This is a genomic window from Paenibacillus sp. FSL R7-0302, assembly GCF_038006885.1.
GTDB lineage: Bacteria > Bacillota > Bacilli > Paenibacillales > Paenibacillaceae > Paenibacillus_AQ.
In genome coordinates, this window is sequence record NZ_JBBOWB010000001.1 from 1,852,176 (window position 1) to 1,877,828 (window position 25,653).

26 protein-coding genes and 2 riboswitches are annotated in these 25,653 nt (G+C 53.1%); of the genes, 21 read left to right on the forward strand and 5 right to left on the reverse strand.

Going from position 1 to position 25,653, the window contains the following annotated elements; translation table 11 throughout:
* The first annotated feature begins 192 nt into the window (after window positions 1-192).
* The 21 genes from mscL to glpK all read left to right on the forward strand — a co-directional run bounded on the left by mscL (window position 193) and on the right by glpK (window position 19,863).
* Window positions 193-594 carry a large-conductance mechanosensitive channel protein MscL gene (mscL, locus tag MKY96_RS07815; RefSeq protein WP_340939595.1) on the forward strand — a complete coding sequence of 134 codons (402 nt, stop codon included), beginning with the start codon at window positions 193-195 and terminating at the stop codon, window positions 592-594.
* A 106-nt stretch (window positions 595-700) separates the two neighbouring features.
* Window positions 701-875: riboswitch (FMN riboswitch) on the forward strand.
* A 223-nt stretch (window positions 876-1,098) separates the two neighbouring features.
* Window positions 1,099-2,205, forward strand: a complete 1,107-nt coding sequence (ribD, locus tag MKY96_RS07820; RefSeq protein WP_340939597.1) for a bifunctional diaminohydroxyphosphoribosylaminopyrimidine deaminase/5-amino-6-(5-phosphoribosylamino)uracil reductase RibD — start codon at window positions 1,099-1,101, stop codon at window positions 2,203-2,205.
* Window positions 2,206-2,231: 26 nt separating this feature from the next.
* Entirely contained in the window at window positions 2,232-2,900 is a 669-nt protein-coding gene (ribE, locus tag MKY96_RS07825) for a riboflavin synthase (RefSeq protein WP_340939598.1), read from the forward strand.
* A gap of 62 nt (window positions 2,901-2,962) precedes the next feature.
* A complete protein-coding gene (locus MKY96_RS07830; protein ID WP_340939600.1) occupies window positions 2,963-4,216 on the forward strand; it encodes a bifunctional 3,4-dihydroxy-2-butanone-4-phosphate synthase/GTP cyclohydrolase II in 1,254 nt (417 codons plus the stop codon).
* A 42-nt stretch (window positions 4,217-4,258) separates the two neighbouring features.
* Window positions 4,259-4,726 (forward strand): 6,7-dimethyl-8-ribityllumazine synthase, encoded by a 468-nt coding sequence (ribH, locus tag MKY96_RS07835; protein ID WP_036727378.1) that lies wholly within the window; start codon window positions 4,259-4,261, stop codon window positions 4,724-4,726.
* Between the two features lie 133 nt (window positions 4,727-4,859).
* Complete coding sequence (locus tag MKY96_RS07840; RefSeq protein ID WP_076079148.1) at window positions 4,860-5,651, forward strand: segregation and condensation protein A; 792 nt, start codon at window positions 4,860-4,862, stop codon at window positions 5,649-5,651.
* Complete coding sequence (gene scpB, locus MKY96_RS07845) at window positions 5,620-6,216, forward strand: SMC-Scp complex subunit ScpB (RefSeq protein WP_076079250.1); 597 nt, start codon at window positions 5,620-5,622, stop codon at window positions 6,214-6,216. Before MKY96_RS07840 ends, scpB begins: the two co-directional genes overlap by 32 nt.
* A gap of 174 nt (window positions 6,217-6,390) precedes the next feature.
* Window positions 6,391-7,089 (forward strand): DUF2953 domain-containing protein, encoded by a 699-nt coding sequence (locus MKY96_RS07850; RefSeq protein ID WP_340939604.1) that lies wholly within the window; start codon window positions 6,391-6,393, stop codon window positions 7,087-7,089.
* An 80-nt stretch (window positions 7,090-7,169) separates the two neighbouring features.
* Entirely contained in the window at window positions 7,170-7,664 is a 495-nt protein-coding gene (gene ytfJ / locus MKY96_RS07855) for a GerW family sporulation protein (RefSeq protein WP_076079149.1), read from the forward strand.
* A 173-nt stretch (window positions 7,665-7,837) separates the two neighbouring features.
* Window positions 7,838-9,160 (forward strand): D-alanyl-D-alanine carboxypeptidase family protein, encoded by a 1,323-nt coding sequence (locus MKY96_RS07860; RefSeq protein WP_340939606.1) that lies wholly within the window; start codon window positions 7,838-7,840, stop codon window positions 9,158-9,160.
* A gap of 54 nt (window positions 9,161-9,214) precedes the next feature.
* Window positions 9,215-9,886, forward strand: a complete 672-nt coding sequence (locus tag MKY96_RS07865; RefSeq protein WP_076079151.1) for a nucleoside recognition domain-containing protein — start codon at window positions 9,215-9,217, stop codon at window positions 9,884-9,886.
* Between the two features lie 6 nt (window positions 9,887-9,892).
* Window positions 9,893-10,426: a spore maturation protein gene (locus MKY96_RS07870; protein WP_340939608.1), complete on the forward strand. Its 534-nt coding sequence runs from the start codon at window positions 9,893-9,895 to the stop codon at window positions 10,424-10,426.
* A 232-nt stretch (window positions 10,427-10,658) separates the two neighbouring features.
* Window positions 10,659-10,811, forward strand: a complete 153-nt coding sequence (locus tag MKY96_RS07875) for a hypothetical protein (RefSeq protein WP_340939611.1) — start codon at window positions 10,659-10,661, stop codon at window positions 10,809-10,811.
* Window positions 10,812-11,296: 485 nt separating this feature from the next.
* A complete protein-coding gene (locus MKY96_RS07880; protein WP_076079153.1) occupies window positions 11,297-11,641 on the forward strand; it encodes an N-acetylmuramoyl-L-alanine amidase in 345 nt (114 codons plus the stop codon).
* A 20-nt stretch (window positions 11,642-11,661) separates the two neighbouring features.
* Window positions 11,662-12,420, forward strand: a complete 759-nt coding sequence (locus tag MKY96_RS07885) for a pseudouridine synthase (protein ID WP_036727368.1) — start codon at window positions 11,662-11,664, stop codon at window positions 12,418-12,420.
* Window positions 12,421-12,532: 112 nt separating this feature from the next.
* The gene (resA, locus tag MKY96_RS07890) at window positions 12,533-13,057 is read left to right on the forward strand and encodes a thiol-disulfide oxidoreductase ResA (RefSeq protein ID WP_340939613.1); all 525 of its coding nucleotides are present in this window, start codon (window positions 12,533-12,535) and stop codon (window positions 13,055-13,057) included.
* On the forward strand, window positions 13,054-14,742 hold the full coding sequence (gene resB, locus MKY96_RS07895) for a cytochrome c biogenesis protein ResB (RefSeq protein ID WP_340939614.1): 1,689 nt from the start codon (window positions 13,054-13,056) through the stop codon (window positions 14,740-14,742). Before resA ends, resB begins: the two co-directional genes overlap by 4 nt.
* Window positions 14,739-16,001, forward strand: coding sequence for a cytochrome c biogenesis protein CcsA (gene ccsA, locus MKY96_RS07900; RefSeq protein ID WP_340939616.1), 1,263 nt, complete (start codon window positions 14,739-14,741; stop codon window positions 15,999-16,001). The genes resB and ccsA overlap by 4 nt, the downstream gene beginning before the upstream one ends.
* A gap of 78 nt (window positions 16,002-16,079) precedes the next feature.
* Window positions 16,080-16,796 carry a response regulator transcription factor gene (locus tag MKY96_RS07905; protein WP_036727360.1) on the forward strand — a complete coding sequence of 239 codons (717 nt, stop codon included), beginning with the start codon at window positions 16,080-16,082 and terminating at the stop codon, window positions 16,794-16,796.
* Window positions 16,797-18,236: a HAMP domain-containing sensor histidine kinase gene (locus MKY96_RS07910; RefSeq protein WP_340939618.1), complete on the forward strand. Its 1,440-nt coding sequence runs from the start codon at window positions 16,797-16,799 to the stop codon at window positions 18,234-18,236.
* A gap of 121 nt (window positions 18,237-18,357) precedes the next feature.
* Complete coding sequence (gene glpK, locus MKY96_RS07915; protein WP_340939620.1) at window positions 18,358-19,863, forward strand: glycerol kinase GlpK; 1,506 nt, start codon at window positions 18,358-18,360, stop codon at window positions 19,861-19,863.
* 98 nt (window positions 19,864-19,961) lie between these two features.
* On the opposite strand, the gene MKY96_RS07920 is transcribed toward glpK, so the two are convergent.
* The 5 genes from MKY96_RS07920 to MKY96_RS07940 all read right to left on the reverse strand — a co-directional run bounded on the left by MKY96_RS07920 (window position 19,962) and on the right by MKY96_RS07940 (window position 25,648).
* Window positions 19,962-20,954, reverse strand: coding sequence for a 3-oxoacyl-[acyl-carrier-protein] synthase III C-terminal domain-containing protein (locus tag MKY96_RS07920; protein ID WP_340939623.1), 993 nt, complete (start codon window positions 20,952-20,954; stop codon window positions 19,962-19,964).
* Window positions 20,955-21,093: 139 nt separating this feature from the next.
* Entirely contained in the window at window positions 21,094-21,444 is a 351-nt protein-coding gene (locus MKY96_RS07925; RefSeq protein ID WP_036727352.1) for a hypothetical protein, read from the reverse strand.
* Window positions 21,445-21,595: 151 nt separating this feature from the next.
* Complete coding sequence (locus MKY96_RS07930) at window positions 21,596-21,976, reverse strand: carboxymuconolactone decarboxylase family protein (RefSeq protein ID WP_340939625.1); 381 nt, start codon at window positions 21,974-21,976, stop codon at window positions 21,596-21,598.
* Between the two features lie 52 nt (window positions 21,977-22,028).
* The gene (locus tag MKY96_RS07935) at window positions 22,029-23,642 is read right to left on the reverse strand and encodes a thiamine pyrophosphate-binding protein (protein ID WP_445671426.1); all 1,614 of its coding nucleotides are present in this window, start codon (window positions 23,640-23,642) and stop codon (window positions 22,029-22,031) included.
* A 146-nt stretch (window positions 23,643-23,788) separates the two neighbouring features.
* A riboswitch (cyclic di-GMP riboswitch) is annotated at window positions 23,789-23,885 on the reverse strand.
* A 512-nt stretch (window positions 23,886-24,397) separates the two neighbouring features.
* Window positions 24,398-25,648: a methyl-accepting chemotaxis protein gene (locus tag MKY96_RS07940; RefSeq protein ID WP_340939628.1), complete on the reverse strand. Its 1,251-nt coding sequence runs from the start codon at window positions 25,646-25,648 to the stop codon at window positions 24,398-24,400.
* Window positions 25,649-25,653: the final 5 nt, after the last annotated feature.

The window sequence follows — 25,653 nt, forward strand, 5'->3', positions numbered from 1 at the left end:
AGAATTAGAGCAGCAGAATAGGATTACAGCAGGTACGGGGACGCCGAGCGTTCCCGTACCTTTTTGGAATATAAAGCGGCTGTATCGCAAACAATATACCGTTTATACATTTTTCAACTTGCATCTTGCTATATGTGTTGCTATAAATGCTATAATAATTTCAAATTCAAAGTTTCGGAGGGATGGTTCGTCATGTGGAAGGAATTCAAAAGCTTCGCCATGAAAGGTAATGTACTTGATCTGGCGGTTGCCGTAATCATTGGAGCGGCATTCGGCAAAATTGTTACCTCGCTGGTGGGAGATATTATTATGCCGCTTATCGGTCTGATCAGCGGAGGTATTGATCTGAAGGAACTTAGCTTTGGCACCGGTGAAGCGGAAGTGAAGTACGGCCTGTTCCTCCAGACCGTAGTCGACTTCTTCATTATTTCCTTCTCCATCTTCATGGTGGTGAAGCTGAGCAGCCGGTTCAGACGCAAGGAGACCGTTAAGGTTGAAGTCGTTGAGACACCTGCCCCGGCACCGGATATCCTCCTGCTGATGGAAATCCGCGATCTGCTGAGAGCGGACAAGCAGCGTGAGACGGGTGTATAAGGGAATTAAGTTACATAAATATAGTAAATTTCCGAAGCACACTTGCATTTCATCCGGCGAAGTGATAATTTTGTTGTAGGCTTAACTTGGTATTCAACTGAATAGATCAATCCTTCAGGGCAGGGTGTGATTCCCTACCGGCGGTGATGCTGTTGGAGCTGGCTTAATAATTGCCGCTTCTGATGCTCAGTCCGCTACCCGCTTCGTATGATATTGCTACGGACGGTGGACCCGGTGTAATTCCGGGACCGACAGTATAGTCTGGATGGAAGAAGGAGAGATTCACGCGCCGCGCTTGCAACAGGCGGCCGAGCAGCAGTGTTTTCGGAACTTATGTGCGAACTTTCACAATGCCGGAGGTCCGGCGTTTATTTACGCATATATTCTTTGCTGCGATCACCTCTCGTATATCCCGTCTTGAACTCCTCCTGGAGATTGAGACGGGTTTTTCTGTTTAGGGTTTGGTACACATGAAGACTACAGCCTTGGGATAGGAGGCAAGACATGGAGAAGATGAACGATGAGTTTTACATGTCCCTTGCGCTGGATATGGCGGAGCGGGCACAGGGCCAGACGGGAATTAATCCTGTGGTCGGCTGCGTGGTCGTGAAGGACGGCGCCATGATCGGGATTGGAACCCATCTGCAGCGCGGAACCGGACACGCCGAGGTGCATGCGCTCAATATGGCAGCCGGTAAAGCGCAAGGCAGTACAGCCTATGTTACGCTGGAGCCTTGCAGTCATTACGGCATTACGCCTCCTTGCAGCCAGCGTCTGATCGATGAAGGCGTGGCCAGGGTGGTTGTCGCCTGTGAGGACCCCAACCCTCAGGTGGCAGGCCGGGGAATTGCGATGCTGCGCGAGCAGGGGATTGATGTTGAAGTAGGTCTGCTGCGGGGCCGGGCGCTGCGGCTGAACGAGAAATTCATCAAGTATATTTTGACGAAGCAGCCGTTCGTAACCTTGAAGAGCGCCAGCACACTGGACGGTAAAATTGCCACCCGGACCGGAGACAGCAAGTGGATCTCGAATGCAGAGGCACGGGAGATTGTACATACCCTGCGTCACCGCCATCAGGGGATTATGGTCGGGGTGAACACGGTGATTACCGATAACCCTTCGCTGACAACTAGACTGAATGTACCCGGACGCAATCCGGTGCGGATTATCATTGACTCCTCGCTGCGCCTGCCGCTGGACAGCGCTGTGGTCATGGACGGACTCGCGCCTACGGTGGTTGTGACGACAGAGGCAGCCGATCCTGACCGCAGAGCAGCGCTGCTGGCTGCAGGGGTAGAGGTGATTGCTGCGGGCAGCGGTCCGCGTGTGGATCTGCAGGCGGCTATGGCTGCGCTCGGTGCAATGGAGATTGGGTCCATTCTGCTGGAAGGCGGCGGAACGCTGAATGGGGCGATGCTTGCGGAGGGACTGGTTGACCGGGTAGTCCTCTTCTTCGCTCCGAAGATTGTCGGCGGCGGCGCGCAAGCAGCGGGTACCTTCGACTTCGGGGGTGTGGAGCTGATGCGAGATGCCATCCAGCTTGAAGGATTGGAAGTGGAAGTGCTCGGGGATAATGTGTGTATCAGCGGCACCCCGGTTCCTCTGCAGTAACCGAATATTCAGGAAGGAGGGATGGTATGTTTACCGGCTTAATTGAAGAGGTGGGAGTCCTGCGCAGCGTCACCAGCGGCGGGGAGATGATGGTGCTGAATATCGGCGCTTCACTCATTATGGGAGATCTGAAGATCGGTGACAGTGTGGCGGTCAATGGGGTCTGTCTTACGGCAACCTCACTTGGAGATCATCATTTCACCGTAGACGTTATGCCCGAGACCTACCGCAACAGTACGCTCAAGGAGCTGCGCACCGGGTCCAAAATGAATCTGGAACGCGCCATGGCGGCCGGCGGACGCTTCGGAGGGCATATTGTCCAAGGACATGTGGATGGAACCGGTGAGATCCGCAGCGTCAGGCGCGATCAGAATGCAGTGGTGTTCGAGATTGCCCCGGACCGCAAATCCCTGTTCAAATTCATTATTCCCAAAGGCTCCATTACGATAGACGGCATAAGCCTTACGGTTGTGAAGACGGAAGCTGCAACCTTCACCGTATCGATTATCCCGCACACGCTGGGAGAGACGGTACTGGCCCACAAGCGGGCGGGAGACCGGGTGAATATTGAATGTGATGTGCTCGGTAAATATGTGGACCATCTGCTCCATTACGGTTCGCGTGCGGGCAATGAAGAGGATGGAGGAAGCTCGAAGATCAGCCATGATTTTTTGGCGGCCAACGGGTTCGTATAATCTATAGATCAGGCATACGGCAAACCGTCAGGCGAGCGTATAGCCATTAGGAGGACAGTAGTATGAGCCAGCAAGCTGATAAGGACAGTATTCTAGACCCGATTGAAGATGCGATCTACGACTTAATGCGCGGTAAGGTTGTTATCGTTGTAGATGATGAAGACCGTGAGAATGAAGGAGACTTCGTCGCTCTGGCGGAACGGGCTACCCCGGAAGTGATTAACTTCATGATTACAGAAGGACGCGGCCTGGTCTGCGTACCGATCACAGCAGAGCGTGCGGAGGAGCTGGACCTGCATCCGATGGTGTCCCAGAATACCGATAATCATGGTACGGCGTTCACAGTATCTATTGACCACGCGGATACGACGACCGGCATCTCGGCTGGTGAACGCTCCCAGACGATTAAGGCCATGCTGGACCCGAAGGCGAAGCCGGCCGACTTCCGCAGACCGGGGCATATGTTCCCGCTGATCGCCAAAAAAGGCGGAGTCCTGCGGCGTTCCGGGCACACGGAGGCTGCTGTGGATCTGGCCCGCATGTGCGGGGCTTATCCAGCAGGTGTCATCTGTGAAGTGGTGAAGGTGGACGGTACGATGGCCCGCCTGCCTGACCTGATCGAGATCGCTAAGAAGCATGACCTTAAGCTGATCAGCATCAAGGATCTCATTCACTACCGTAACGAGAAGGAGCATCTGGTTACCCGTGAGGTAGCAGTGAATCTGCCGACGGATTTCGGTGATTTCCAGACCATTGCCTATACGAATGAGGTGGACGACAAGGAGCACGTTGCCCTGGTTAAAGGCGATATCTCCGGGGATGAGCCAGTACTCGTACGTGTGCATTCCGAGTGCCTGACCGGCGATGTGTTCCATTCGCACCGCTGCGACTGCGGCCCGCAGTTCGAAGCGGCGCTGCGCCAGATTGAAGAAGCCGGCAGGGGTGTACTCCTCTATATGCGCCAGGAGGGCCGGGGCATTGGCCTGATCAACAAGCTGCGCGCCTACAAGCTGCAGGAAGAAGGCCTGGATACTGTGGATGCCAACCTGAAGCTGGGCTTCGCGGCGGATCTGCGGGATTATGGCATCGGGGCACAGATTCTTAAGGATCTCGGCATCCGCCAGATCCGGCTGCTGACCAACAATCCGCGCAAGATCAAGGGGCTGGAAGGCTATGGCCTTGAGGTGGTGGAGCGCGTAGCGATCCAGATGCCGGAGAATAAGGACAATACCAATTATCTGCATACGAAGCAGGCGAAGCTTGGGCATCTGCTGAATTTTGACAAGATCGAACAGAATGAGAATACCAAAATTTAATCATAGATTTCCTATCCTATACACGAAGGGTTGATGAGTAGCATGCCGAATTATTTTGAGGGACATTTAGTATCTGAGGGCTTGAAATATGGGGTTGTCGTAGGACGTTTCAATGAGTTCATTACCAGCAAGCTGCTCTCCGGGGCCCTCGATGCCTTCAAGCGTCATGGAGTCGCCGATGATGAAGTGGATGTGGCCTGGGTACCGGGCGTATTCGAAATTCCGCTGATCGCCCAAAAAATGGCCGAAAGCGGCAAATATGACGCCGTTATCACGCTGGGCACCGTCATTCGCGGATCTACAACACACTATGATTATGTGTGCAACGAGGTTGCCAAGGGCGTGGCGGCGATTAACCTTAAGACGGGTGTTCCGACTATTTTCGGTGTGGTTACGACGGAGAATATCGAACAGGCCATTGAGCGTTCGGGGACCAAAGCCGGCAATAAAGGCTGGGATGCAGCGACTGCCGCTATCGAAATGGCTAACCTGAATAAGCTGTTCAAATAATACACCTCTTGACGAAAGAGCGTAAATCGTGCTTATTTATAGGTATGAGAAGAAAGCATGATCATAGATCTTTCTACTTGTGTAGCGTCCTTGCGGCGCTGCACTTTACTTTTTTTGGGCTGGAGGAAACCGCGTGACTGTATTGTACAAGCTGGAGACGTTCGAAGGTCCGCTCGATCTGCTCTTGCATCTGATTGACAAGGCGGAAATCGACATCCAGGACATTCCGGTCAGCGAGATCACCGAGCAGTATATGGAATTCCTACAGGGAATGAAGGAGCTGGAGCTGGATATCACTAGTGAATTTCTGGTGATGGCTGCCACTCTCCTGTCGATTAAGAGCAAAATGCTGCTGCCGAAGCCGCCCGTCATTGAAATCGAGGATTTCGATTATTATGAGGATGACGGCTATGATCCGCGTGCGGAGCTGGTGCAGCGACTGATTGAATACCGTAAGTTCAAGAGCATTGCGGTGCAGCTGCTGGATATGGAGAGCGAGCGCAGCCTGATTTTTACGAAGGAGCCGGAGGATCTGGGCCCCTTCGTCCCTGCGCAGACGGACAATACACTGAAGGGTTTGCATACCGCCGATCTGATCGCTGCGTTCCGCAAGGCGCTAAGCAAGGCTGCCCGGCGCACCTCGTACCAGCGGATTACCCGGGATGAGATCTCGGTAAAAGATCGTATCCGTGATGTATCCGAAGCGCTCCAGCGCAAAGGGATCGGCGGCAGAATGCGCTTCTCTTCCCTGCTGCATGAGGAGATGGACCGGCATGAGATTGTGACCACCTTCCTGGCCATCCTGGAGCTGATGAAGATGAAGGCCATTTACTGCTACCAGGAGAAATTATTTGAGGATATTGTGATGGAGTGGAGAGGAGGAGAGGATGTCAGTGGACTACAACACGCTGAAATCAATTATTGAAGGCCTGCTGTTTCTCTCAGGGGATGAAGGCCTGTCGGTCCGGCAGATTGCCGAGATTACCGAGCAGCGGCCTGATCTGGCTACAAGAGCGCTGGATGACTTAAGAGAGGATTACCACTCGCAGAGCCGTGGCCTTCAGGTGGTCCAGATTGCCGGGAATTACCGGCTGGCGACACTCCCGGAGCATGCGCAGTATTTTGAACGTCTGGCGTATTCGCCCTCCAGGTCGTCCCTGTCCCAGGCGGCGCTGGAGACACTTGCCATTGTCGCTTACCGCCAGCCTATTACGAGAGTGGAGATTGAGGAGATCCGGGGCGTCAAATCCGAACGGGCCATCCATACGCTGGGCAACAAGGATCTGATCCACGAGGTGGGCCGGGCGGAGGCTGTCGGGCGTCCGATTCTGTACGGCACGACCAAGTCCTTCCTGGACAGCTTCGGGCTGGCCAGCCTGAAGGAGCTGCCGGAGCCGTCGAACTTCGACACCTCCGAGGGTCTGGAAGAGGAGACACAGCTGCTGTTCAGCAAGCTGGACAGCCAGATGACTTTTGATGAGCCAGAATAACGCAGCGGACTGCCGCTGTGACAGAGATGCCGTTGTCCCTTCGGGGGCAGCGGCATTTTTTCATGAAAAAATGGAGAAGTTTGCGAAATCACCGAATGTTATCCAGCCGTAATTGCCATACTAATCCAGAGGCTCCATGTTTATTATTCTAAAGTCTGCTTGGAGGTTAACCGTGTGACGTTATGGCTGGCAATACCCTTAATCCTGCTGCTGCTCGTTGTTCTGCTGTTCCTGCTGGCTCTGGCGTCATCGATTCATTTTCATTTTCGTGTCCGCAGGCTGGGTAAGGATGACCGCATCGAATTCGATATCAGAGCTGTGTATGGCCTCGTTAAATTTCATTATGAGGTGCCAGCGCTGGTCTTCCAGAGCCTTGAACAGGGAATTAAGCTCAAGGTGGAGAAAACCGGAATCGCACCGGTGAAGCTGGATAGCGAGAAGGAAGGGCAGGTCGATAAGGAATCTGTGACGCAATGGCTAAAGAATGTACGCACTGCGCTACATGCCACCCGCGGTCTGAAAAAATGGCTTAAAGACACCCTGTCACATATTCAGATCACCAAGCTGGACTGGTCCACAGACTTCTCTCTGGGGGAGGCTGCAACGACCGCCACGGCGGTGGGGGCCTTATGGGGACTGAAGTGGACGATGATCGGCGTGCTCTCCCGTACGGTCAGACTGGTGCATAAGCCGGGAATATTTGTGGCGCCTGTCTTCCGGGATCAGCCGTCTTTTGCAACGGAAGCCGTCTGCAGCGGCAAGCTGTCCGCCGGATATGCGCTCTATGCGGGGCTTCTCCTGCTGCGGCGCGCCTCGAAGGTGGAAGGCGGTCTGGGCCGGTGGAAGAAATTGCTCAGCCGTGAACATTCCTAAATAATCTACATACTCCAATCTATAGTGGGCAAGATAAATACTGCAGGTACATTTATATACACACGAGGAGGAGACAAACAATGTCAGATCATCCGATTCAAGGTCTCATGCAGACCGCAATGGAGAATATTAAAGGCATGGTTGATGTAAATACAATTGTAGGAGATCCGGTTGAAACGCCCGATGGCACGGTCATTCTGCCAATTAGCAAGGTGACGTTCGGCTTCGCAGCTGGCGGCAGTGATTTCAGGGTGGAGGATGACGGTCCGGGCGTGAACAGCAGCGGGTCCGGTGTCAAAATGCTACCCTTCGGGGGCGGCAGCGGGGGCGGCGTGTCTATTCGTCCAATCGCTTTTCTGGTCGTTGGTAGGGAAGGGGTACATATTGTGCCGCTGGATAATCAGACTCATCTGTTCGAGAAAATTATTGATGCCACGCCTAACCTGCTCGACAAAATCCAGAATATGTTCCAGCCCGGCATGGTTCCCGAAGCTTCAGATATTCCCGGCTCCAAGGTAACCAAAACCGTTGTGGAGACCGGGTCCGGCTCGTCTGACCATTCGTCAACACATTAGATTGAGCGAATTAAGCAAAGTATGAATTGTCAGGGATATCACCTAAGAGGGTGGTATCCCTTTTTTGCCGGATGATGGAGGATAGGACATACCTGCCCCATGCCCCGCATACACTTGTACAACCAGGCAAGACTGATGAACCGTTGCGTAAGGAACGGATAAGAAGCCGGAGGATGAACATGAAGACATTAACCCGAAAATCTATGCTGTCCTTACTGTTGTGTGTGCTGCTGCTTGCGCTGGTGCCGGTGTCTGCCGTTAGTGCAGAGAACCGTTCGATCTCTACCCATGCCAGGGCGGCGGCGCTGATTGATGTGACATCCGGAAGAATTCTGTACAGCAGCCGCGGGGATGAACCGATGCTGATTGCCAGTCTGACCAAAATTATGACCGCCCTTGTGGCGATAGAGAACAGTGATATTACGTCGAAGGTCAAGGTTGGTAAAAATGCTTTTGCCAAGGAGGGCTCCTCCCTGTACCTGAAGCTGGGCGAAGAAATGACGCTGAAGGATATGCTGTACGGGCTGATGCTGCGCTCCGGCAATGATGCGGCAACTGCAATCGCCGAGCATGTCGGCGGTTCGGAGCAGGGGTTCGTCTACCTGATGAATGCCAAGGCGCAGGAGCTGAATTTGAAAAATACGCATTTTGCCAATCCGCATGGATTAGATGCAGAAGGCCACTTTTCCAGTGCGAATGATCTGGCCGTATTGACCGCATATGCGATGCATAACCCGGTATTCAAGGAGATCGTAGCCACCAAAGAGAAGACGGCGGACAATCCCTATGAGAAATGGGACTATAAATGGAGCAATAAGAATAAGATGCTGCGCCTCTACGAAGGAGCGGACGGGGTGAAGACGGGGTATACCAAAAAAGCGCTGCGCTGCCTGGTCAGCTCCGCTACAAGGGACGGGCAGCAGCTCGTGGCGGTTACGCTGAACGACGGCAATGACTGGAACGACCATTCCTCGCTGCTGGACTTCGGCTTCAACCATTATCCGCTGAAGACGCTGGTCGAGCGGGGCGAGGCCGTAAAAGGCTACAGTCTGGTGACCGGCAAGGCCTTCGCGTATCCGCTTGGTCAGGGGGAGGAAGCCAGGCTCGTCAACAAGCTGGTGCTTAATGCGGAAGCGCAGGCTGCTGAGAGTGGTAATGCTGCGGGTACGGGGAGTGCAGGTGCGGGCTCCAGTGTAAGTGCAGGCGCGGGCAGGGCAGGTATGAATGCCAGCGGGAGTGAGGGCGGAAGCAGTACAGAAGCGGGTGCCAACGGGAGTGAGGGCGATGTTAACTTCGGGTTCAGGGGTGTGATTATTCTGCAGCTGGGAGATCAGGAGATCGGGCGGGTTCCGGTGTATACGCCTGGCCAGCTCCCGCCGGAGACCTCACCATATGTGGAAAAATACAACGCTGCGAGCGCCTCCGCCTATCCGGCGGGCAATTGGCTGCAGGCCTTCGGCAGTGCGCTGCGGGCGCTGTTCCACATGGGGGAATAGTGAAGCTGTTCAGTTAGTCAGAGTATAAAGAATGAACCGGGGGAGGGGATACCGATGTTAAATGGAATCTGGCTGGGGATGATTCTGATCGGGTTTGGCTTTGCGGCAGTGAACGGACGGATGAACGAGTTCACCGCCGCCGTATTCGATGGTGCGAAGAGCGGGGTGACCGTCAGCTTCGGGCTGATCAGTGTGCTGGTGTTCTGGCTGGGCATTATGCGGATTGCTGAGGATGCCGATCTGCTGAAGAAAATCTCCAAAGTGCTGGGTCCCGTAGTCTCCTTTCTGTTCCCGGATGTGCCCAAAGGTCATCCCGCGATCGGCTACATTCTCTCCAATATGAGCGCCAACCTGCTGGGGCTGGGGAATGCAGCCACTCCGATGGGCATTAAGGCGATGCAGGAGCTGCAGACGCTGAACCCGGATAAGGAGACCGCGACGCCGGCCATGTGTACCCTGCTTGCGCTGAACACTGCCAGCATCACTCTAATTCCGGCGACGCTGATTGCGATCCGGCTGAATTACGGATCGGCGGACCCGGCGGCCATCGTCGGGACCACCCTGGCGGCGACGGCCGTGGCTACCCTGGCGGCGATTGCTGCGGACAGGCTGTTCCGCCGCCTGACCCTGCTCCGCAGGCCGCCCGGACCGCCGCCGGTCCTGAAGGCCGGGAGCGGCCCGGCAAACGGGAGCGGGGCGCTCCCACATTCTTCGGTGAAAGGGTGACCGTCCGTGTTACAACTGATCAGTCTGATCTCTGCCTGGGCGATTCCGGTCATGGTTACCTTTATTCCGCTGTATGCCTTCACGCGTAAGGTTCCGGTCTATGAATCTTTCGTGGAGGGGGCGAAGGATGGCTTCGGTACCGCGATCGCGATTATCCCCCATCTGGTCGGCATGCTGGTGGCGATCAGTGTGTTCCGCGCGTCCGGTGCGCTGGACTTCCTGATGGGCTTTGTAAGCCCTCTGATGGAGGGACTGGGTATTCCGTCAGAGGTGCTTCCGCTCGGTCTCCTGCGCCCGCTGACGGGCACTGGATCACTCGCCTATACTACAGACCTGATCCGCGTCCACGGCCCGGACTCTCTCATCGGTATGATTGCTTCTACTATACAGGGCAGCACAGACACCACCCTGTATGTGCTGACTGTCTATTTCGGCGCAGTAGGCATCCGCAACGGCCGCTATGCCTTGAAAGTGGGCCTGTTCTCGGACGTCATCGGCTTTATTGCTGCCATTGCTGTATGTCTGCTGGTATTCGGGTAGGGAGTGGGTTATAGAAGGTAGGTTAATGGATGGATTTTCCTCCACCTGCTGCTAGACGAATGAACGTTGTGAAGACAACAGTTGGAAAAATGCCGCTTAATTATACGTATTCTCGCCAAAGTCGTGAAATCAAACAAATTAAATGCTCTTTTTCCACCTGCTTCAACCAACTTCCCCGAAACTCATAAATTACGATACGTTTTTCCAATTGTTTGCTTTCAGGAGAGAGCCAATGAAGGGTATTAATGCACCTGATTTCAGGAAAAGCCGGCTAGATGAGCCAATGAAGGGTATTAATGCACCTGATTTCAGCAAAAGTTGGCTAGATGAGGGAATGAAGGGTATTAATGCACCCGATTCCGGCAAAAGTTGGCCAAATGGGTGAATGAAGGGTATTAATGCACCTGATTTCAGCAAAAGTTGGCTAGATGAGTAAATGAAGGGTAATAGTGCACCTGATTTCAGGAAAAGTCGGCACTTCCCTGGCAACCTGCCGCCAGTGGTTGTGGTCCCTAAGCGCTGCCCCGCAGCCGCTTGCCGCTTCCCTACAGTCCTCACCCCCTTCCGGGAGGTGAGGACTGTTTGTTATTAGGTTTGCCCGTGCGTAGACGGAGTAACGGAGAGGAATTTTGGAACTGGAGGAGCGCCAGCGTCCGCCTTTAAAGTTGGATTTCTACTGCCGCAGGGCAGTCAAATCAAGGAAATCCAACTTTAACAGCGGCCGGAAGTCCAAACATTCCCCGGAGTTACGATTAGTCAACGCCTTTATTCTCTTTGGCCCCGCTCCAAAACATTTTAACAAACAGTCCTCACCGCCCGCCCCCCCACTTCATATGCTATTTCAGCAATACGGAGGGAGGACGACAAAGGGTGGACTACAAGGGCTTTATTCTGCATCATTCCCGCTGTCCGTCTATTAACGGCAAAGGCTTCGACTTCTGGGTCGGGCTGAACGGCTCGGTCTATGCGGCGCCGCTGCTGACAGACCCGGAGCATATTCATATTTGCCTCGAAGGCAACTACGGGGAGGCGGAGCAGCTGCCCCAGCTTCCGGAGCGCCAGCAGCAGCTGTTTGCGGCGGGGAAGCTTATACTGGAGCTGTCCGGGCGCTATCAAATGTCGCCGCTTACGGTGGAGCCGCATAGTGAAACTTGCCCCGGAGCATTTTTTCCATGGAATGATCTTGTGATTTATGCCTCCGATGGTTATCATTAACCTGAGGTGAGTAGTCGAAAATGGAAAGATTACAGAAAATATTGGCGCAAGCAGGTGTTGCGTCCAGACGTAAATGTGAAGAAATGATTTTGGCCGGTAAAGTGGAAGTCAACGGGGAACTCGTAACTACGCTTGGCACGAAGGCGGACCCCGCAACCGATATTATTAAAGTCTCGGGCAGACTGATCCGGGGCGAGAATAAAATCTATATTATGTTCAACAAGCCCAAAGGGGTAATTACAAGCGCCTCGGATGACAAGGGCCGCAAGGTAGTAACGGATTACCTGAAAGGAATCACAGAGCGCGTATACCCTGTAGGCCGCTTGGACTATGATACGGAAGGGTTGCTGCTGCTGACGAATGACGGTGAGTTTGCCAACCTGCTCACGCATCCGAAGCATCATGTGCCGAAGACGTATCTGGCCACGGTCAAGGGTGTGCCGCACGGCACAGCGCTGGACAAGCTGAAGGCCGGCATTAAGCTGGAAGACGGCATGACCGCTCCGGCGGAAGTCGAGTACAAGGATATCGATGAAGCCAATAAGGAAGCGGTAATCAGCATCACCATCCATGAAGGCCGCAACCGCCAGGTCCGGCGGATGTTCGAGGCCGTGTCGCATCCGGTGATCCGCCTGAAGCGGATTTCCTTCGGGGATATCCTGCTCCAGAATCTCAAGCGCGGCTCCTACCGCCATTTGACGAAGGATGAGATCAATCATCTGCAGCAAATTGCCAAAGCGGGAATGCTCCGGGACAATCAGACACGCAAAGACACATAAAGTTCACAATTTCCCCTCCTAAAACTGTGACAATATTCGTTATAATGTTCATAGGATGTTCACACCTTACAACTAAAGTAATGAGTTGCGTCACAGAAGGGGGTACCCCTGCATGGGCAAAGCCAGGAAGCCAATCCAAATCGTGATACTATTACTAATCGTTCTGCTTGGGGGTTATGCCATCAGCTCCTCTGTGTTCGGGGGAGACGGCAAGCCTAAAGAAGGCGGAAAAGCGCCAAATTTTGAATTGCTTGGGCTGGACGGTGCGACCCATACGCTGGAGGAATTCAGAGGGAAGTCGGTTGTTCTGAACTTCTGGGGCTCCTGGTGCGCACCATGCGTGAAGGAAATGCCTGCCTTGCAGGCGCAGTGGGAGAAATGGAAGGACCAGGGTGTTGTGGTCTTGGGCGTGAATGTGGGCGAGGATCAGATGACGGTGGACAATTTCGTGAAGCTCGTGGATATTGATTTTCCGGTTGTAATGGATAAGGGACGCGACGCGGTCCGCAGCTACGGGGTCTCCCCGCTGCCCACTACCTTCTTCATTAATACGAAGGGCAGGGTGGACAGCATTCATATCGGCCAGCTGGATCTGAGCTCGCTTGACGAGCAAATCGGGAAGCTGGTGGGACCATGAGTAAGCATGAGCCGCTGATCAGCAACACCAAATGCGAATGCGGTCACCAGAATCCTGTAGGAACGGTACTCTGTGAAGCCTGCGGCAAGCCGCTGGATGAGAAGGAAGAGAACGCTTCGGGGAACCTGGAGATGCGCTACGACGGGGTGGCCCGCCGTTCACAAAAGGTAAGTCCGGGAGTGATCGACAAGGTCTGGAACTTTTTTTCCTCCGTCAAAATAGCCATCTACCTGATTGTGCTGACGCTGCTGGGTGCGATGCTAGGTACGATATTTCCGCAAGAGAGCACCTTTCTGAATATTGACGCTTCAACCTATTATGAACAAACGTATGGAACAGCCGGGAATATATATTATAGACTCGGCCTTTCGCATACCTATGAATCCTGGTGGTTCGTGTCACTGCTGGTTATGATTGGAGCTTCTCTGGTCATCTGCAGCCTGGACCGCGTGCTTCCGCTCTACAAGGCACTAACCCGGCAGAAGATCCGCAAGCACCGCCAGTTCCTTACCCGTCAAAAGCTTACGCTGAATACAGCAGTGGAGGGGGAGCCGGAGGAATGGGTGGCACGGATCGTTCAGCCGCTTAGGAAGAAAGGATACCGCGTGCGGACGGAGGGCGGCGCTTTACTGGCCGAGAAACACCGTTTCAGCCGCTGGGGACCTTATGTAATACATATCGGCCTGATTATATTTTTGCTTGCTGTGCTTGCCAGGGGATTGCCGGGTCTGAATATGGATCAGCATCTTGCCTTCCCGCAGGGAGAGACAGTAAGGATACCAGACACCAGCATGTACCTGAAGAATGAGAAATTCACGGTAGAATTCTATAGTGAACAAGAGATGCCCGAGGAATTCCGGGGCAAGAAGGTTCTCCCTAAGCTCTACGAGACGAAGGCGGTTCTATATGAATGTACGGCAGACTGCAGCGATCCCTCCAAGGAGCCTCAGCTGGCGGAAGTGGCCAGGCACGACATTCAGGTGAATTCTCCGCTAAGCTACCAGGGAATGAAAGCGTATCAGTTTGACTATGACCTTACGCCTGTGCTGCGTTCCGTGCAGCCTGATCTGGTCAATGCTGCAACCGGCGAGAGCTACGGCAAGTTCAGACTGGATATGAAGAATCCGCAGCGCAGCTTCAAGGCGGGACCATACACGCTTGAACTGAAGGAGAAGTATATGGATTTCGGATTGAATGAGGAAGGCCGTCCGGTCTCCACCTCCCCTTATCCGAACGCTCCGGCGTTTCTCTTCCTGATCCGTGGTCCGGATCTGCCGGCAGAGGGGCAGCAATATTTCTATTTCCCGAAGCAGGTGGACAAGGAGCGCTTCCAGCAGGAGGCCATCAACGACAAGCTTGGAGGCGGCACACGGTTTCTGGAGCTTGAGGTCGGCAGTATGACGGATGTGGATTTCTCGGAATCCACCACCTATCTCAATATACGTGTGGACCGGGCAATGCCGTTCGTCTGGATTGGTGCGGGTATTGTCATGCTGGGGCTGATTCTCGGCTTCTATTGGCAGCACAGACGCATCTGGCTGATCGTTGAGGACGGACAGCTGGTGCTTGGAGGCCACACGAACAAGAACTGGTTCGGCTTCCGCCGTGAGCTTGTTTCTATTCTGGAGCAGATAGACATGACAGTCGATGACAAATCATTGGACAACGGAGGAGGCATGGCATGAACTTGCTCGATTTCAGCAGTGACGTCTTTATAGCCGCATTTTTCTTATACAGCGGTGCCTTCATGTTGTTCACCATTGCTATTATGGGCCGCAAATGGTCGGGCAGGAAGCCGGAGGAGCATACTGCACGTTGGGGCCGGATTGCTTTTATTACCTCCTCACTCGGGCTGCTCTGCCATCTGGCTTACTTCATTACCCGCTGGATGGGGGCCGGTCATATTCCGGTAAGTAACATGTATGAGTTCATGACCTTCCTATCAATGATGGTGATGGTGGCTTTTACGGTGATCTTCGCCATTTACCGCAAGATGATTCTCGGGGTATTCGCGGTTCCGATCTCGATTGTTGTAATGGCCTATGCTGCGGTATTTCCGCAGGAAGTACAGCCGCTTATTCCTTCGCTGAAGTCGATCTATCTGAATATTCATGTCACGCTCGCTGCCCTCGGGGAATCCTTCTTCGCGGTTGGCTTTGCCGCCGGGCTGATGTATCTGCTGCGGACAGTGAAATTTGACAGCAAGGAACACAGTGACCGCAAGCAGCAGCGGCTGGTCGAATTTACTCTGTTCTCGATCATTGTTATAATTGGGTTTCTTGGATCAGTATTTGCCTTCCGCGGCGCGGGCTATGAATCTGTTTTTGTCCGTTCGAACGTTACGATTGACAGCCCCGGGCAGGAAGATAGTACAATAGAGAAAGTGAGTTATAAAATGCCGCCGATTGTGGCACCGTACCATAGCGAAATTGAGAGCTTCCAGCCGTTTCTCGGGCTTCAGAAGCCTTTGTTTCAAGCACCATCCTGGATGAATGGCGTCAATGCAGGGCGCAAGTTCAACACTGTGATCTGGTCACTGCTGTCCGGACTGCTCCTGTACGGGCTTCTTCGGCTGGCTGTGCGTAAGCCGCTTGGGAAGGCCCTTCATCCGGTACTTGATGGAATTGATGAGAATGACCTGGATGAGATTACCTACAGGGCAATCGCCATCGGGTTCCCGATTTTCACACTGGGGGCTTTGATTTTTGCAATGATATGGGCCGAGGTGGCTTGGGGCAGATTTTGGGGATGGGACCCCAAGGAAGTCTGGGCTCTCGTCACCTGGCTGTTCTACAGTGCGTATCTCCATCTGCGGCTGGCCCGCGGCTGGCAGGGACGCAAATCCGCTTGGCTCGCTGTACTCGGCTTTCTAATCGTAATGTTTACCCTGGTCGGCGTTAATCTGGTTATCGCCGGACTTCATTCATATGCGGGAACGGACTGATAAGCTCAGGCTTCTTCCGGGCATGCGTATGATCCAGGGTGACGTTCTACTGTAATTGATGAAGGGGTTGTTGTGTAAATGGCTGAGCACTTGAATAGAATTCTGGTGGTGGATGACGAAGAACGTATCCGCCGCCTGCTCAAAATGTATCTTGAAAAAGAAGGCTATGAAATTGATGAGGCAGAGGACGGGGAAATTGCCCTGCGCAAAGCAACCGCGAATGACTACGGTCTGATTCTGCTGGATGTGATGCTGCCTGGGATTGACGGGATTGAAGTGCTGACCCGGCTCAGAGGGGTGAAGTCCACACCGGTCCTGATGCTTACCGCTAAGGGTGAGGAGATCAACCGGGTGCAGGGCTTTGAGATGGGGGCAGACGATTATGTCGTCAAGCCATTCAGTCCGCGCGAGGTGATCTACCGGGTCAAGGCGATCATGCGCCGTTCTTCCGCAACGGCATTTTTGTCCAAAGAGAGTAATTCAAGCAACAATATCGTGTTCCCGTTCCTGATTATTGAGCATGATGCACACCGCGTAAGTGCAGGCGGCCAAGAGGTAAGTCTGACGCCCAAGGAATACGAGCTGCTGCATTATCTGGCCATCTCACCGGACAAGGTATTCTCGCGTGAGGAGCTGCTGAAGGATGTATGGAATTATGAGTTCTTCGGAGATCTGCGCACTGTGGATACCCATGTCAAGCGTCTGCGTGAAAAACTGAATAAGGTATCCCCGGAATCGGCAGCGATGATTACAACGGTATGGGGAGTAGGCTATAAGCTAGAGGTGCCTAAATAAGTGAACTTCTGGAGAAGCCTTGTCGGTAAGCTGTGGATCACGATCATCTTCCTGGTTGCTGTCGTGCTCATTACACTCGGGCTGTTCCTGCTGCCTTACATCGACAGTAATTTCACCAATTCCGGGGCAATCAAGCGCTTGTTCATGTATACATGCATGATCGGGTTCTCTCTGACCACCTTCTTTGCTCTGTTCCTGTTCACGAAGATCACCCAGCCGATGCAGCAGGTTATTGAGGCAGCGAATGACATCCGCCGCGGCGAGTATGGAACAAGACTGACCCTGGTCACAAGCGATGAGATCGGCCAGCTTGCTACCTCATTTAACCATATGGCAGAAGAGCTGGAAGAGAATATACGCAGTCTGAATAATGAAAAAGGGCATTTATCCAGTGTTCTGCGCAGTATGAGCGATGCGGTAATTACCTTCGATATCGAAGGCCGGATCATCCTCACCAATCCGCATGGCCAGACCCTCCTCGAAACCTGGAGTGATCTTGCCTGGGAGGAGGAAGAGGATACCGGGCTCGTTCCGAAGGCCTCCGCTTCCAGTGAGGTGCCGCCGCCGCTGCGTCCGCTGTTCTTCAGCACCCTTGAGGGCGGGGGTGATCAACGCTCCAATGTCCATGTCCGGCAGGGGGTATGGTCGGTGCACATGGCACCGCTCTATTCCGAAGATCATCTGCGCGGAGCTGTTGCCGTTCTGCGGGATGTGACGGAAGAGGTGCGTCTGGAGAAGATGCGGCGTGATTTCGTGGCCAATGTATCCCATGAGATCCGCACCCCGCTATCCATGATGCAGGGCTACAGTGAAGCACTATTAGACGGGATGGCTTCCTCCCCGGAGGAGAGCAGTGAGCTGGTTCAGGTCATTCACGATGAATCCTTGCGTATGGGCCGTCTGGTGAAGGATCTGCTGGACCTGGCGCGCATGGAAGCAGGACATACGGATATGCTGAAGTCCAGGGTGGATGTGGGAGAATTGCTGGAGCGGGTATACCGCAAGTTCTCCGTCAGAGCCAAGGAGCGGGATATCATGCTGGAGCTTAAGAGGCCTGAACAGGAGCTGCTGCTGGGGGCAGCCGATGAAGACAAGCTGGAGCAGGTGCTGACCAATCTGCTGGATAATGCCTTCCGCCATACCCCGGCTGACCGGAGGATATCCATCCTTGCGGATACAACAACGCTGGAAGGCCGGAGCTATGTGGAGATACAGATCAGAGATCAGGGGGCCGGCATTAACCCCGAGGATCTGCCGTTTATCTTCGAACGCTTCTACAAAGCCGACAAAGCGCGTCTGCGCGGAGAGTCGGGCGGTACGGGGCTGGGGCTGGCGATTGTGAAGAATATCGTCGAATCGCATCACGGCAGCATTTATGCCTCCAGCAAGCTAGGAGAAGGCACCACATTTACCCTGCGGCTTCCTGTCGAAAAACAGTAAACCAAGACCATGCATGACAGCGCCTCTGAGAGCAGAGGTGCTTTTTGTTGAAATCAGCACATTAATATTGTTCATCGTGAAACATATATTTCAAGCTAAGGCTTGCAGGAGGCTGGGCATTATGATCTTATCCTTGGACCAAGGTACTACCAGCTCACGGGCAATTCTCTTTGATGCAGAGGCGGAAGTGATCTCGCAGGGGCAATATGAGATCCGGCAATCCTTTCCCCGCCCGGGCTGGGTGGAGCATGACCCGGAGCAGATCTGGGAGAGTCAGCTTGCAGCAGCCAGAGATGCCATTGCAGCAAGCTCCGTACCGGCTGATCACATCACGGCAATCGGCATTACCAACCAGCGGGAGACCGCACTTATCTGGGATAAAATTACAGGCGAGCCGATCTATCCGGCAATTGTCTGGCAGGACCGGCGGACAGCAGACCAATGTGAGGAGCTGAAATCGCAGGGGATGGCCGGAGTCATTGCGGACAAGACGGGGCTGGTCATCGACGCGTATTTCTCGGCGACCAAGCTGGCATGGATTCTGGATCATGTACCGGGAGCAAGAGAGCGTGCGGGCAAGGGAGAGCTCCTGGCGGGAACGGTAGACACCTGGCTGATCTGGAAGCTGACCGGGGGTGCCGTACACGCTACAGACGTTACCAATGCTTCAAGAACGATGATGTATAACCTGCATGAGCGCCAGTGGGATGAAGAGCTGATGGACAAGCTGCGTATTCCGCCGTCCATTCTGCCGGAGGTGAGGATGTCGGGCGGAGATTTCGGTATCTGTGACCAGCAGTGGTTCGGTCTGGAGATTCCTATCCGGTCGGTGCTGGGGGACCAGCAGGCGGCACTCTTTGGCCATACCTGCCTGGAAGCCGGCAGTGCCAAGAATACCTATGGAACAGGCTGCTTCATCCTTATGAATACAGGGACTGAAGCTGTGGCATCCAGTCATGGCCTATTGACCACGGTAGCCTGGGGCATGGGCGATGAGCTCTATTATGCGCTGGAGGGCAGTGTGTTTGTGGCTGGAGCGGCTGTGCAGTGGCTGCAGGAGGGGCTGGGGCTGATCGTCGCGCCTGCCGACTCGGAAGAGAAGGCCAGTGAAGTGGACGAGAGTGAAGGAGTTGTAGTGGTGCCGGCCTTTACAGGACTGGGTGCGCCTTACTGGGATATGTATGCGCGGGGCGCCATATTCGGCTTGACGCGGGGGACCACCTCCGCACATCTGGTACGGGCTACACTGGAATCACTGGCCTTCCAGTCCCGCGATGTCATCGACGCGATGCAGAAGGACGCCGGCATGCCGCTCACCGGTCTGAGGGTAGACGGCGGTGCGGTGCGCAACAATCTGCTGATGCAGTTCCAGGCCGATATTCTGGGCAGCGAAGTGACACGTACAACCTATGCGGAGACTACAGCACTTGGCGCTGCGCTGCTCGCCGGACTTACCTCCGGGGTATGGACCCGTGAGCAGCTGGAGAGCTTCAATACGGCCGAGAAGGTCTTCTCGCCGCAGATGGAGCCGGAGGAACGGGAACGCAGATACGGCGCCTGGCAGGATGCTGTATCGCGCACGATGGGCTGGGAGAAGCATGAGGGCAAGCACGAAGGCAGACTTTAGAGCAGAGTAGAGGCATTAAGAACAGAAACGGCCCGCAGGCAGAAACTCTGCTGCGGGCCGTATGCTTACTCTGAAACAGAAGTGAACGGTCAGTAAGACTAGTACTCCATTACAAATGCAACGTTCTGCCATCCGGCACCTACGGTCCAGAACAGGACCTTGTCTCCGCGTTCAAGCTGCCTTGTAGTGACGGCTTTGTGAAGGGCAATGAACGGGCTGCTGGTCGAGGTATAGCCGAACTCATCGCCTATGTAGACTGCGGCCTCAGGGTTAATGCCGGTTTTGCCGGAGACGGCCTGGATGTTCGGAAGAGACAGCTGTGAGAAGCAGGCAGCCTTGACCGATTCAGGGGCAATCCCGTTGTTGCTCAGCAGAGTGTTGATCGATTCGGAAGCAGCATCCACACAGATGGAATCATCAAATGGAATGAACTTCACATTGAACTCTCCTGCGGCCACACCGGTGCGTCCGAGCTTAGCCAGGCCTTCTGCCGGGAACAGAGAGTTGCCGTACACACAGGTGTCTGTCTGGTAGATAGAGTCAATGAAGCCGACCGAATGCTCATCGCGCTCCAGAATGACAGCGGCAGCGGCATCACCGAAGTTCGCGTAATATACCGGATCATTCTTGTCCGCATGTGGCGCCACATAATCGGAGCCGATGACGAGAGCGCGGCGGATTCTCGGGTTCGCCATCATCTGGCGGCTGACCTGTTCAACCGAGGCGGTCATTCCGGCACAGTTGGCATTGCTGTCAATACAGATGGTATGCGAGGCCCCGTTAATCAGGCGGTGAATCATCAATGAGTTCGTAGGAAATATATATTCAGGAGTCTGGCTTGCATAAGCGATCAGGTCAATGTCAGGGCCGGTAAGACCGGTCTTCTCCAGAACATTACTTGCGGCTTCAAAAGCCATTGTCAGGGAGTTCTCATCCGGGCTGTCGATGCTGTAGCGGTTTTGACGGCCCAGAGTAGCCAGCAGTCCACGGATATCAATACCTTTATCGTCAAAATGCTGTATGAAAAAGTCATTGCCGATTCTTTTGTCTGGATGGTAGATATCAATGTCCTTAATGCGAATCCCCGCCATAGTACAGACCTCCTAAAGTTTTGTTAGCTATACTTCTCACAAATCTGCTTCTTACAAAACTCTCTTCCAGCATTAGCAGCCGGTTTAATGAATGAACATGTGCGTTTCAAGCGGCTGATTTAGGTTTAAATTGTATTTATTAAGCTTGTACGGTTGAAGTGATCTCCAGATTCTCAAGTCCTGCTTTGCGGCCCAGGCGTGCCAGCTGCATTTTGAGGATCGGGTTATTTTCCAGGGTAAGACTCACTTTCTGGAAGCCGTCAGCCTTGAACATGATGAAGCAGCCTTCAAGCAGCGGTACAACATCAGGAGCGGTTACATTCAGCTTGCGGCAGTCGATCTCTAGTGCATATTCAGCAGGGCTGATCGGGTTAATAGTCTGCTGGTAAGCCTGTATAGATTTGAGCCCGTCCTCGTTAGAGAAGGTTCCCTCCAGCTCAATATTGATTACTTTCTTCGCAGTATCTGTCTTCAAAATAAATTGTCCCATGTTGATCTCTCCCTAAGTGTAATTTCCAATACCTCCAAAACGTTATTCCTGCGACTCTATTCGACAAAACCGCAATTCGATTTGGGATATTTTGCCTTCATTATAACCAGATCATACTGAAACGTGCAATCAAAAGTCGAAATTTGTAGATTTATGAAGATTTTTCTTTGATCTCCTCCAGGGTATCCAGCAGCACATTAAAGGCCGAAATCACCCGGGGGGCACCGACGCAAGGGGTCAGATGCAGCAGCACGCCCTTGATCTGCTCGACGGTCATGCCAACGCGGAGCGCCATTACATAATGAACCCCCAGCTGTTCATATTGCCCCATCGTAATCAGAGACGAGATCACTGCAATCTCCTTCCAGTCAGAGCCAATCGTGGTCCGCTGAAAAATATCGCCATAAGCATTGCCCATGATATATTCGGCTAATTCCGGAAAATGCTCTTTGATCGGAGCCAGGGCCTTGGCCCCATAATCTCCTGAGAGATCAGTGAAATGATCGAGTCCGCTGTTCATGCTCTTGTTCACGTTATGTCCTCCTGACAGTAGGTTAAAAAAAAGGTGTGCGGATATGGCTTCCTTACGTAAGATCCAGCGTTCGGTGGGCCGTAGGAGGCATTTCATCACGGTCAGTCAGCAGCTCAATGACAGCTGCCTTGTTAAGGGCCACAGCTTCGCGGATTGCGGCAGCGAACTCCTCCTGCGTCTCGCAGCGGAAGCCGGCTGCACCCAGCGATTCGGCGAATTTCACGGCATCCATCGGAACCTCGAAGATCGTACCGTCAATCCGGCCGGTCGTTTTCTCCATGCCCTTGAGCGCCATATCCAGCTGCATATTGTTCACCACGATGAAAATTACCGGAATGTCCTTGCAAACGGCCGTGTTTATTTCAGCTCCGAGCATCATAAAACAGCCGTCCCCGGTAATACAGAAGACAGTCTCCCCGGGAGAGGCAGCCTTGGCGCCGATCGACATGCCAATTGAATTGCCCATACAGGCAAAGTAGGCATCGAATATGAAGCTGCCGGGCCTGCGGACATTGAACCATTTCACAGCATTGAAGCCATGGCTGCCGTCATCTACAAACACGCTGCTGTTGTAAGGAATCAAGTCGCTCATCGTGCTCATTACCGAAGCCAGAGAGAGCCCCGCCAGCACGGGAAGCTCGTCATTGTAAGCATTGGAGATTGTGATTTCATGCCTGGTGACCATAGAGGGGTCCAGCTTCTGAAGATACAGTGCCAGGTTGTCCCTTAAGTCCCCGCCGACAGCGATAGTGGATGAGGACAGTATTTTGCCGACAAAGGTTGGATCTACATCGAACTGGATCAGCTGCTGCGGATGATTCTCCGGCTTCAGGTTGCAGATGGTCATGTCGCTCAGCCGGGAGCCCAGAACAATGAATAGATCACTGTTGTTCAGCAATTCATCGCCGTGCGAAGAGCCGCCGACGCCGACAGGACCGTGGTAGAGCGGGTGATCATAAGCTATGGCGCCTTTGCCGCCTGGAGAGGTGACTATAGGAATGTTGAAGGTTTCGGCCAGCTGGACCAGTTCCTGATGGGCACCTGAACGGTTGACGCCTTTACCGGCAATGATCAGCGGTCTGGCGGATTGATTAATCGCCGAGATGACCCGGTCATAGTTCTGATAACTGACTAGTCCCTCGCGTTCCGGCAGAACAATCCGGCATTCCGCGAGCCGCTCTGTCTGCACATCAAACGGAATGCAGAGATGGACCGGACCTTTCCGGTCACCGAGGGCGATGGATAGGGCATGGTTGAAAATCGTGCTGAAGTGATCGCCGCGTTCAACGAGCTTGCTGAAGAGGGTGGCCGGCCGGAACATATCCGCCAAATCAGCCAGATAGGAAGTGGAATCCTGACATTGGGGAATGCCCAGCTCCTTGATGGACTGATGTCCGGTGATGAAGAGGACGGGAAGATTATTGGCCTTGGCATGCGCTGCTGCGGTGAGCAGATTCGTTCCGCCCGGACCGGAGGTGCCGAAGGCTACCCCGAGACTGCCGGTCTTCAGAGCATAACCGCCGGCGGCGAAGCCGGAGCTGGATTCGTGCCGGCCGGGGATGAACTCTATACCGTAGTCAACCATTTTCAAAGCGATGGGGCAAATAGACTTGCCTATAATTCCAAAAGAATGAGTGACTCCCAGATTGTGTAATGCTTCCGCCATATAATCTGCAACTGTCTTCAGAACATCCACCCCGCAAGTTGTTATTTGTATACGTCAGCAATAGAAAACCTGTACTCAGCATTGGAGCACAGGTCTGTTGCACGAATCACCATAATCAAACGCGAAACCTAAGGCGTTCACAGTTTTTCAGCAACCTGGCTGTCATGATCCCACTTCAGAAATGAGACTGTAGATCCATGGCTTTGCGTCATTCCCTTTCGGTGAATTTTGCCGGTATGCGGTTATAAATGAATTTGTGGAGAATTTTCCTTTACAATATATTCCTTGCTCCTCTTTTGTCAATAACCCCTGTGAGAAGAAACTCGGAATTTGACGAATATTCAGGAGTAAAAATGGCTAAATATTTGGATTTTCAAACTTTTGAAAATGGTTGTCTCTGGAAGACTAAAGTCTTAAAATGCAAATGGCCATTTAGGTTGATTAATGGTTGATTAATAAGGGAAGTAAGCCCAAAGCCTCATTACATTGCTGATTTACTGCAAAATATTAAGAATTCACTAGATATACAGCATTGCAAATTTCGGTGATAGGACTTAAGTAACGGTGATGTAAGAGGTTAGCTTATAGACAAGCTATGACAATAGAACGAATATAGTAAAGAAGTGCAAAGCACGGTTTTTACCCTTATGCACAATTTCAACAATTTGTGAATATTACATAACAATCTTTGTTTTGCCCAAAAAAAGAGACACCTCCCGCAGAAAATTCCGCAGGTGTGTCTCTTTGTGCCGGGGTTAAAATTTGAAAATATGAATCGTTTTTTGCAGGTTGAAGACTGCAGAGGTCATCTTCTCTGTCTCCTCAGCCACGGATTGCAGTGCGTGAATCTGTTCGTTCATCGCTGCGGATACCTCTTCGGTCCCTGCGGCGGTCTCTTGGGTAATAGCTGAAATATTCTCGATCGCTCCGGAGATCTTAAGTGCGCTCTCCAGCATAAGGTCACTCTCTGCGGAGAAGGAGGCAATCTGCTCGGTTATGTATTGGACACTATGCACAATTTGAGCAAAGATGTTGGCCGTCTCGGTAATCATCTCATTCTGCACCTGGACTACCTCTTCGTTAATGGCGATGTTATCAATGGCCTGCTTGATATCTGCTTCGATGCTGCGTACCAGACCGAACACTTCTTTGGTTGAAGCGGTGGATTCCTCGGCCAGCTTGCGGACCTCCTGGGCAACAACTGCGAACCCGCGGCCATGCTCGCCTGCACGGGCGGCTTCAATAGAAGCATTGAGCGACAGCAGATTGGTCTGTTCAGCAATTTCGGTAATTGTCTTGGTAATCATCGTAATGCCTCGTGCGTTATGCGATAGGGCTTCGATGGTATCCGCCACCTTCCGGGTAGCCTGGATGTTCTTGCGCATACCTTCGGCTTGGGTATCCACCGATTGCCGTCCCTGTTCTACCAATTCCAGTGTATGTACAGACCTTCTATTCATTTCCTTGGTGGAATTCGTATAATTGGAGACTTTGATTTCGATATCCTTGATCGATTCGGTCATATCAGCGATATCCACCGAGATTTCGTTAGCACCGAGGGCCAATTCATTGGAGGAGGAGGCCACCTGCGCCATGACAAACTTCAGGTTCTGATTCTTGTCTTCAATCCCGCGGCTGGCGTCCATAACCTGACGGGTAATCTGTGAGGCATCGGTCAGGATTTTTTTGAGCTTGTCAATCATGGTGTTGAAGGAGCGGCTAATGTCGCCCATGGAGCCATTCTCGTCGGCACGGCTGGTGAAGTCGCCTTTGGCAATCGTGTGCGTCACATTGGAGATATCCTCAAATGAAGATGTAAGCGTTCTCTCAATGAAGCGTGCAAGCGGGTAAGTCAGCGCTGCCAGGACGGCGACAAGAATAATGCCGATGAGCAGCCTGTCCATAAGGATTAGCGTGATTAAGACAGGGACAGCGAATAAAGCGGCAACCAGGTAACATCCGGTGACGATTTTTTGTTTCAACGGCAGCTTGTTCATCCAGTCCATAATGT

What these genes read in the sequence shown, in the direction of transcription:
- mscL (WP_340939595.1), top strand. Translation starts at nt 193, where the DNA reads ATGTGGAAGGAATTCAAAAGCTTCGCCATGAAAGGTAATGTACTTGAT.
- ribD (WP_340939597.1), top strand. Translation starts at nt 1,099, where the DNA reads ATGGAGAAGATGAACGATGAGTTTTACATGTCCCTTGCGCTGGATATG.
- ribE (WP_340939598.1), top strand. Translation starts at nt 2,232, where the DNA reads ATGTTTACCGGCTTAATTGAAGAGGTGGGAGTCCTGCGCAGCGTCACC.
- MKY96_RS07830 (WP_340939600.1), top strand. Translation starts at nt 2,963, where the DNA reads ATGAGCCAGCAAGCTGATAAGGACAGTATTCTAGACCCGATTGAAGAT.
- ribH (WP_036727378.1), top strand. Translation starts at nt 4,259, where the DNA reads ATGCCGAATTATTTTGAGGGACATTTAGTATCTGAGGGCTTGAAATAT.
- ytfJ (WP_076079149.1), top strand. Translation starts at nt 7,170, where the DNA reads ATGTCAGATCATCCGATTCAAGGTCTCATGCAGACCGCAATGGAGAAT.
- MKY96_RS07860 (WP_340939606.1), top strand. Translation starts at nt 7,838, where the DNA reads ATGAACATGAAGACATTAACCCGAAAATCTATGCTGTCCTTACTGTTG.
- MKY96_RS07865 (WP_076079151.1), top strand. Translation starts at nt 9,215, where the DNA reads ATGTTAAATGGAATCTGGCTGGGGATGATTCTGATCGGGTTTGGCTTT.
- MKY96_RS07875 (WP_340939611.1), top strand. Translation starts at nt 10,659, where the DNA reads ATGAAGGGTATTAATGCACCTGATTTCAGGAAAAGCCGGCTAGATGAG.
- MKY96_RS07885 (WP_036727368.1), top strand. Translation starts at nt 11,662, where the DNA reads ATGGAAAGATTACAGAAAATATTGGCGCAAGCAGGTGTTGCGTCCAGA.
- resA (WP_340939613.1), top strand. Translation starts at nt 12,533, where the DNA reads ATGGGCAAAGCCAGGAAGCCAATCCAAATCGTGATACTATTACTAATC.
- resB (WP_340939614.1), top strand. Translation starts at nt 13,054, where the DNA reads ATGAGTAAGCATGAGCCGCTGATCAGCAACACCAAATGCGAATGCGGT.
- ccsA (WP_340939616.1), top strand. Translation starts at nt 14,739, where the DNA reads ATGAACTTGCTCGATTTCAGCAGTGACGTCTTTATAGCCGCATTTTTC.
- MKY96_RS07905 (WP_036727360.1), top strand. Translation starts at nt 16,080, where the DNA reads ATGGCTGAGCACTTGAATAGAATTCTGGTGGTGGATGACGAAGAACGT.
- glpK (WP_340939620.1), top strand. Translation starts at nt 18,358, where the DNA reads ATGATCTTATCCTTGGACCAAGGTACTACCAGCTCACGGGCAATTCTC.
- MKY96_RS07920 (WP_340939623.1), bottom strand. Translation starts at nt 20,954, where the DNA reads ATGGCGGGGATTCGCATTAAGGACATTGATATCTACCATCCAGACAAA.
- MKY96_RS07925 (WP_036727352.1), bottom strand. Translation starts at nt 21,444, where the DNA reads ATGGGACAATTTATTTTGAAGACAGATACTGCGAAGAAAGTAATCAAT.
- MKY96_RS07935 (WP_445671426.1), bottom strand. Translation starts at nt 23,642, where the DNA reads ATGGCGGAAGCATTACACAATCTGGGAGTCACTCATTCTTTTGGAATT.
- MKY96_RS07940 (WP_340939628.1), bottom strand. Translation starts at nt 25,648, where the DNA reads ATGGACTGGATGAACAAGCTGCCGTTGAAACAAAAAATCGTCACCGGA.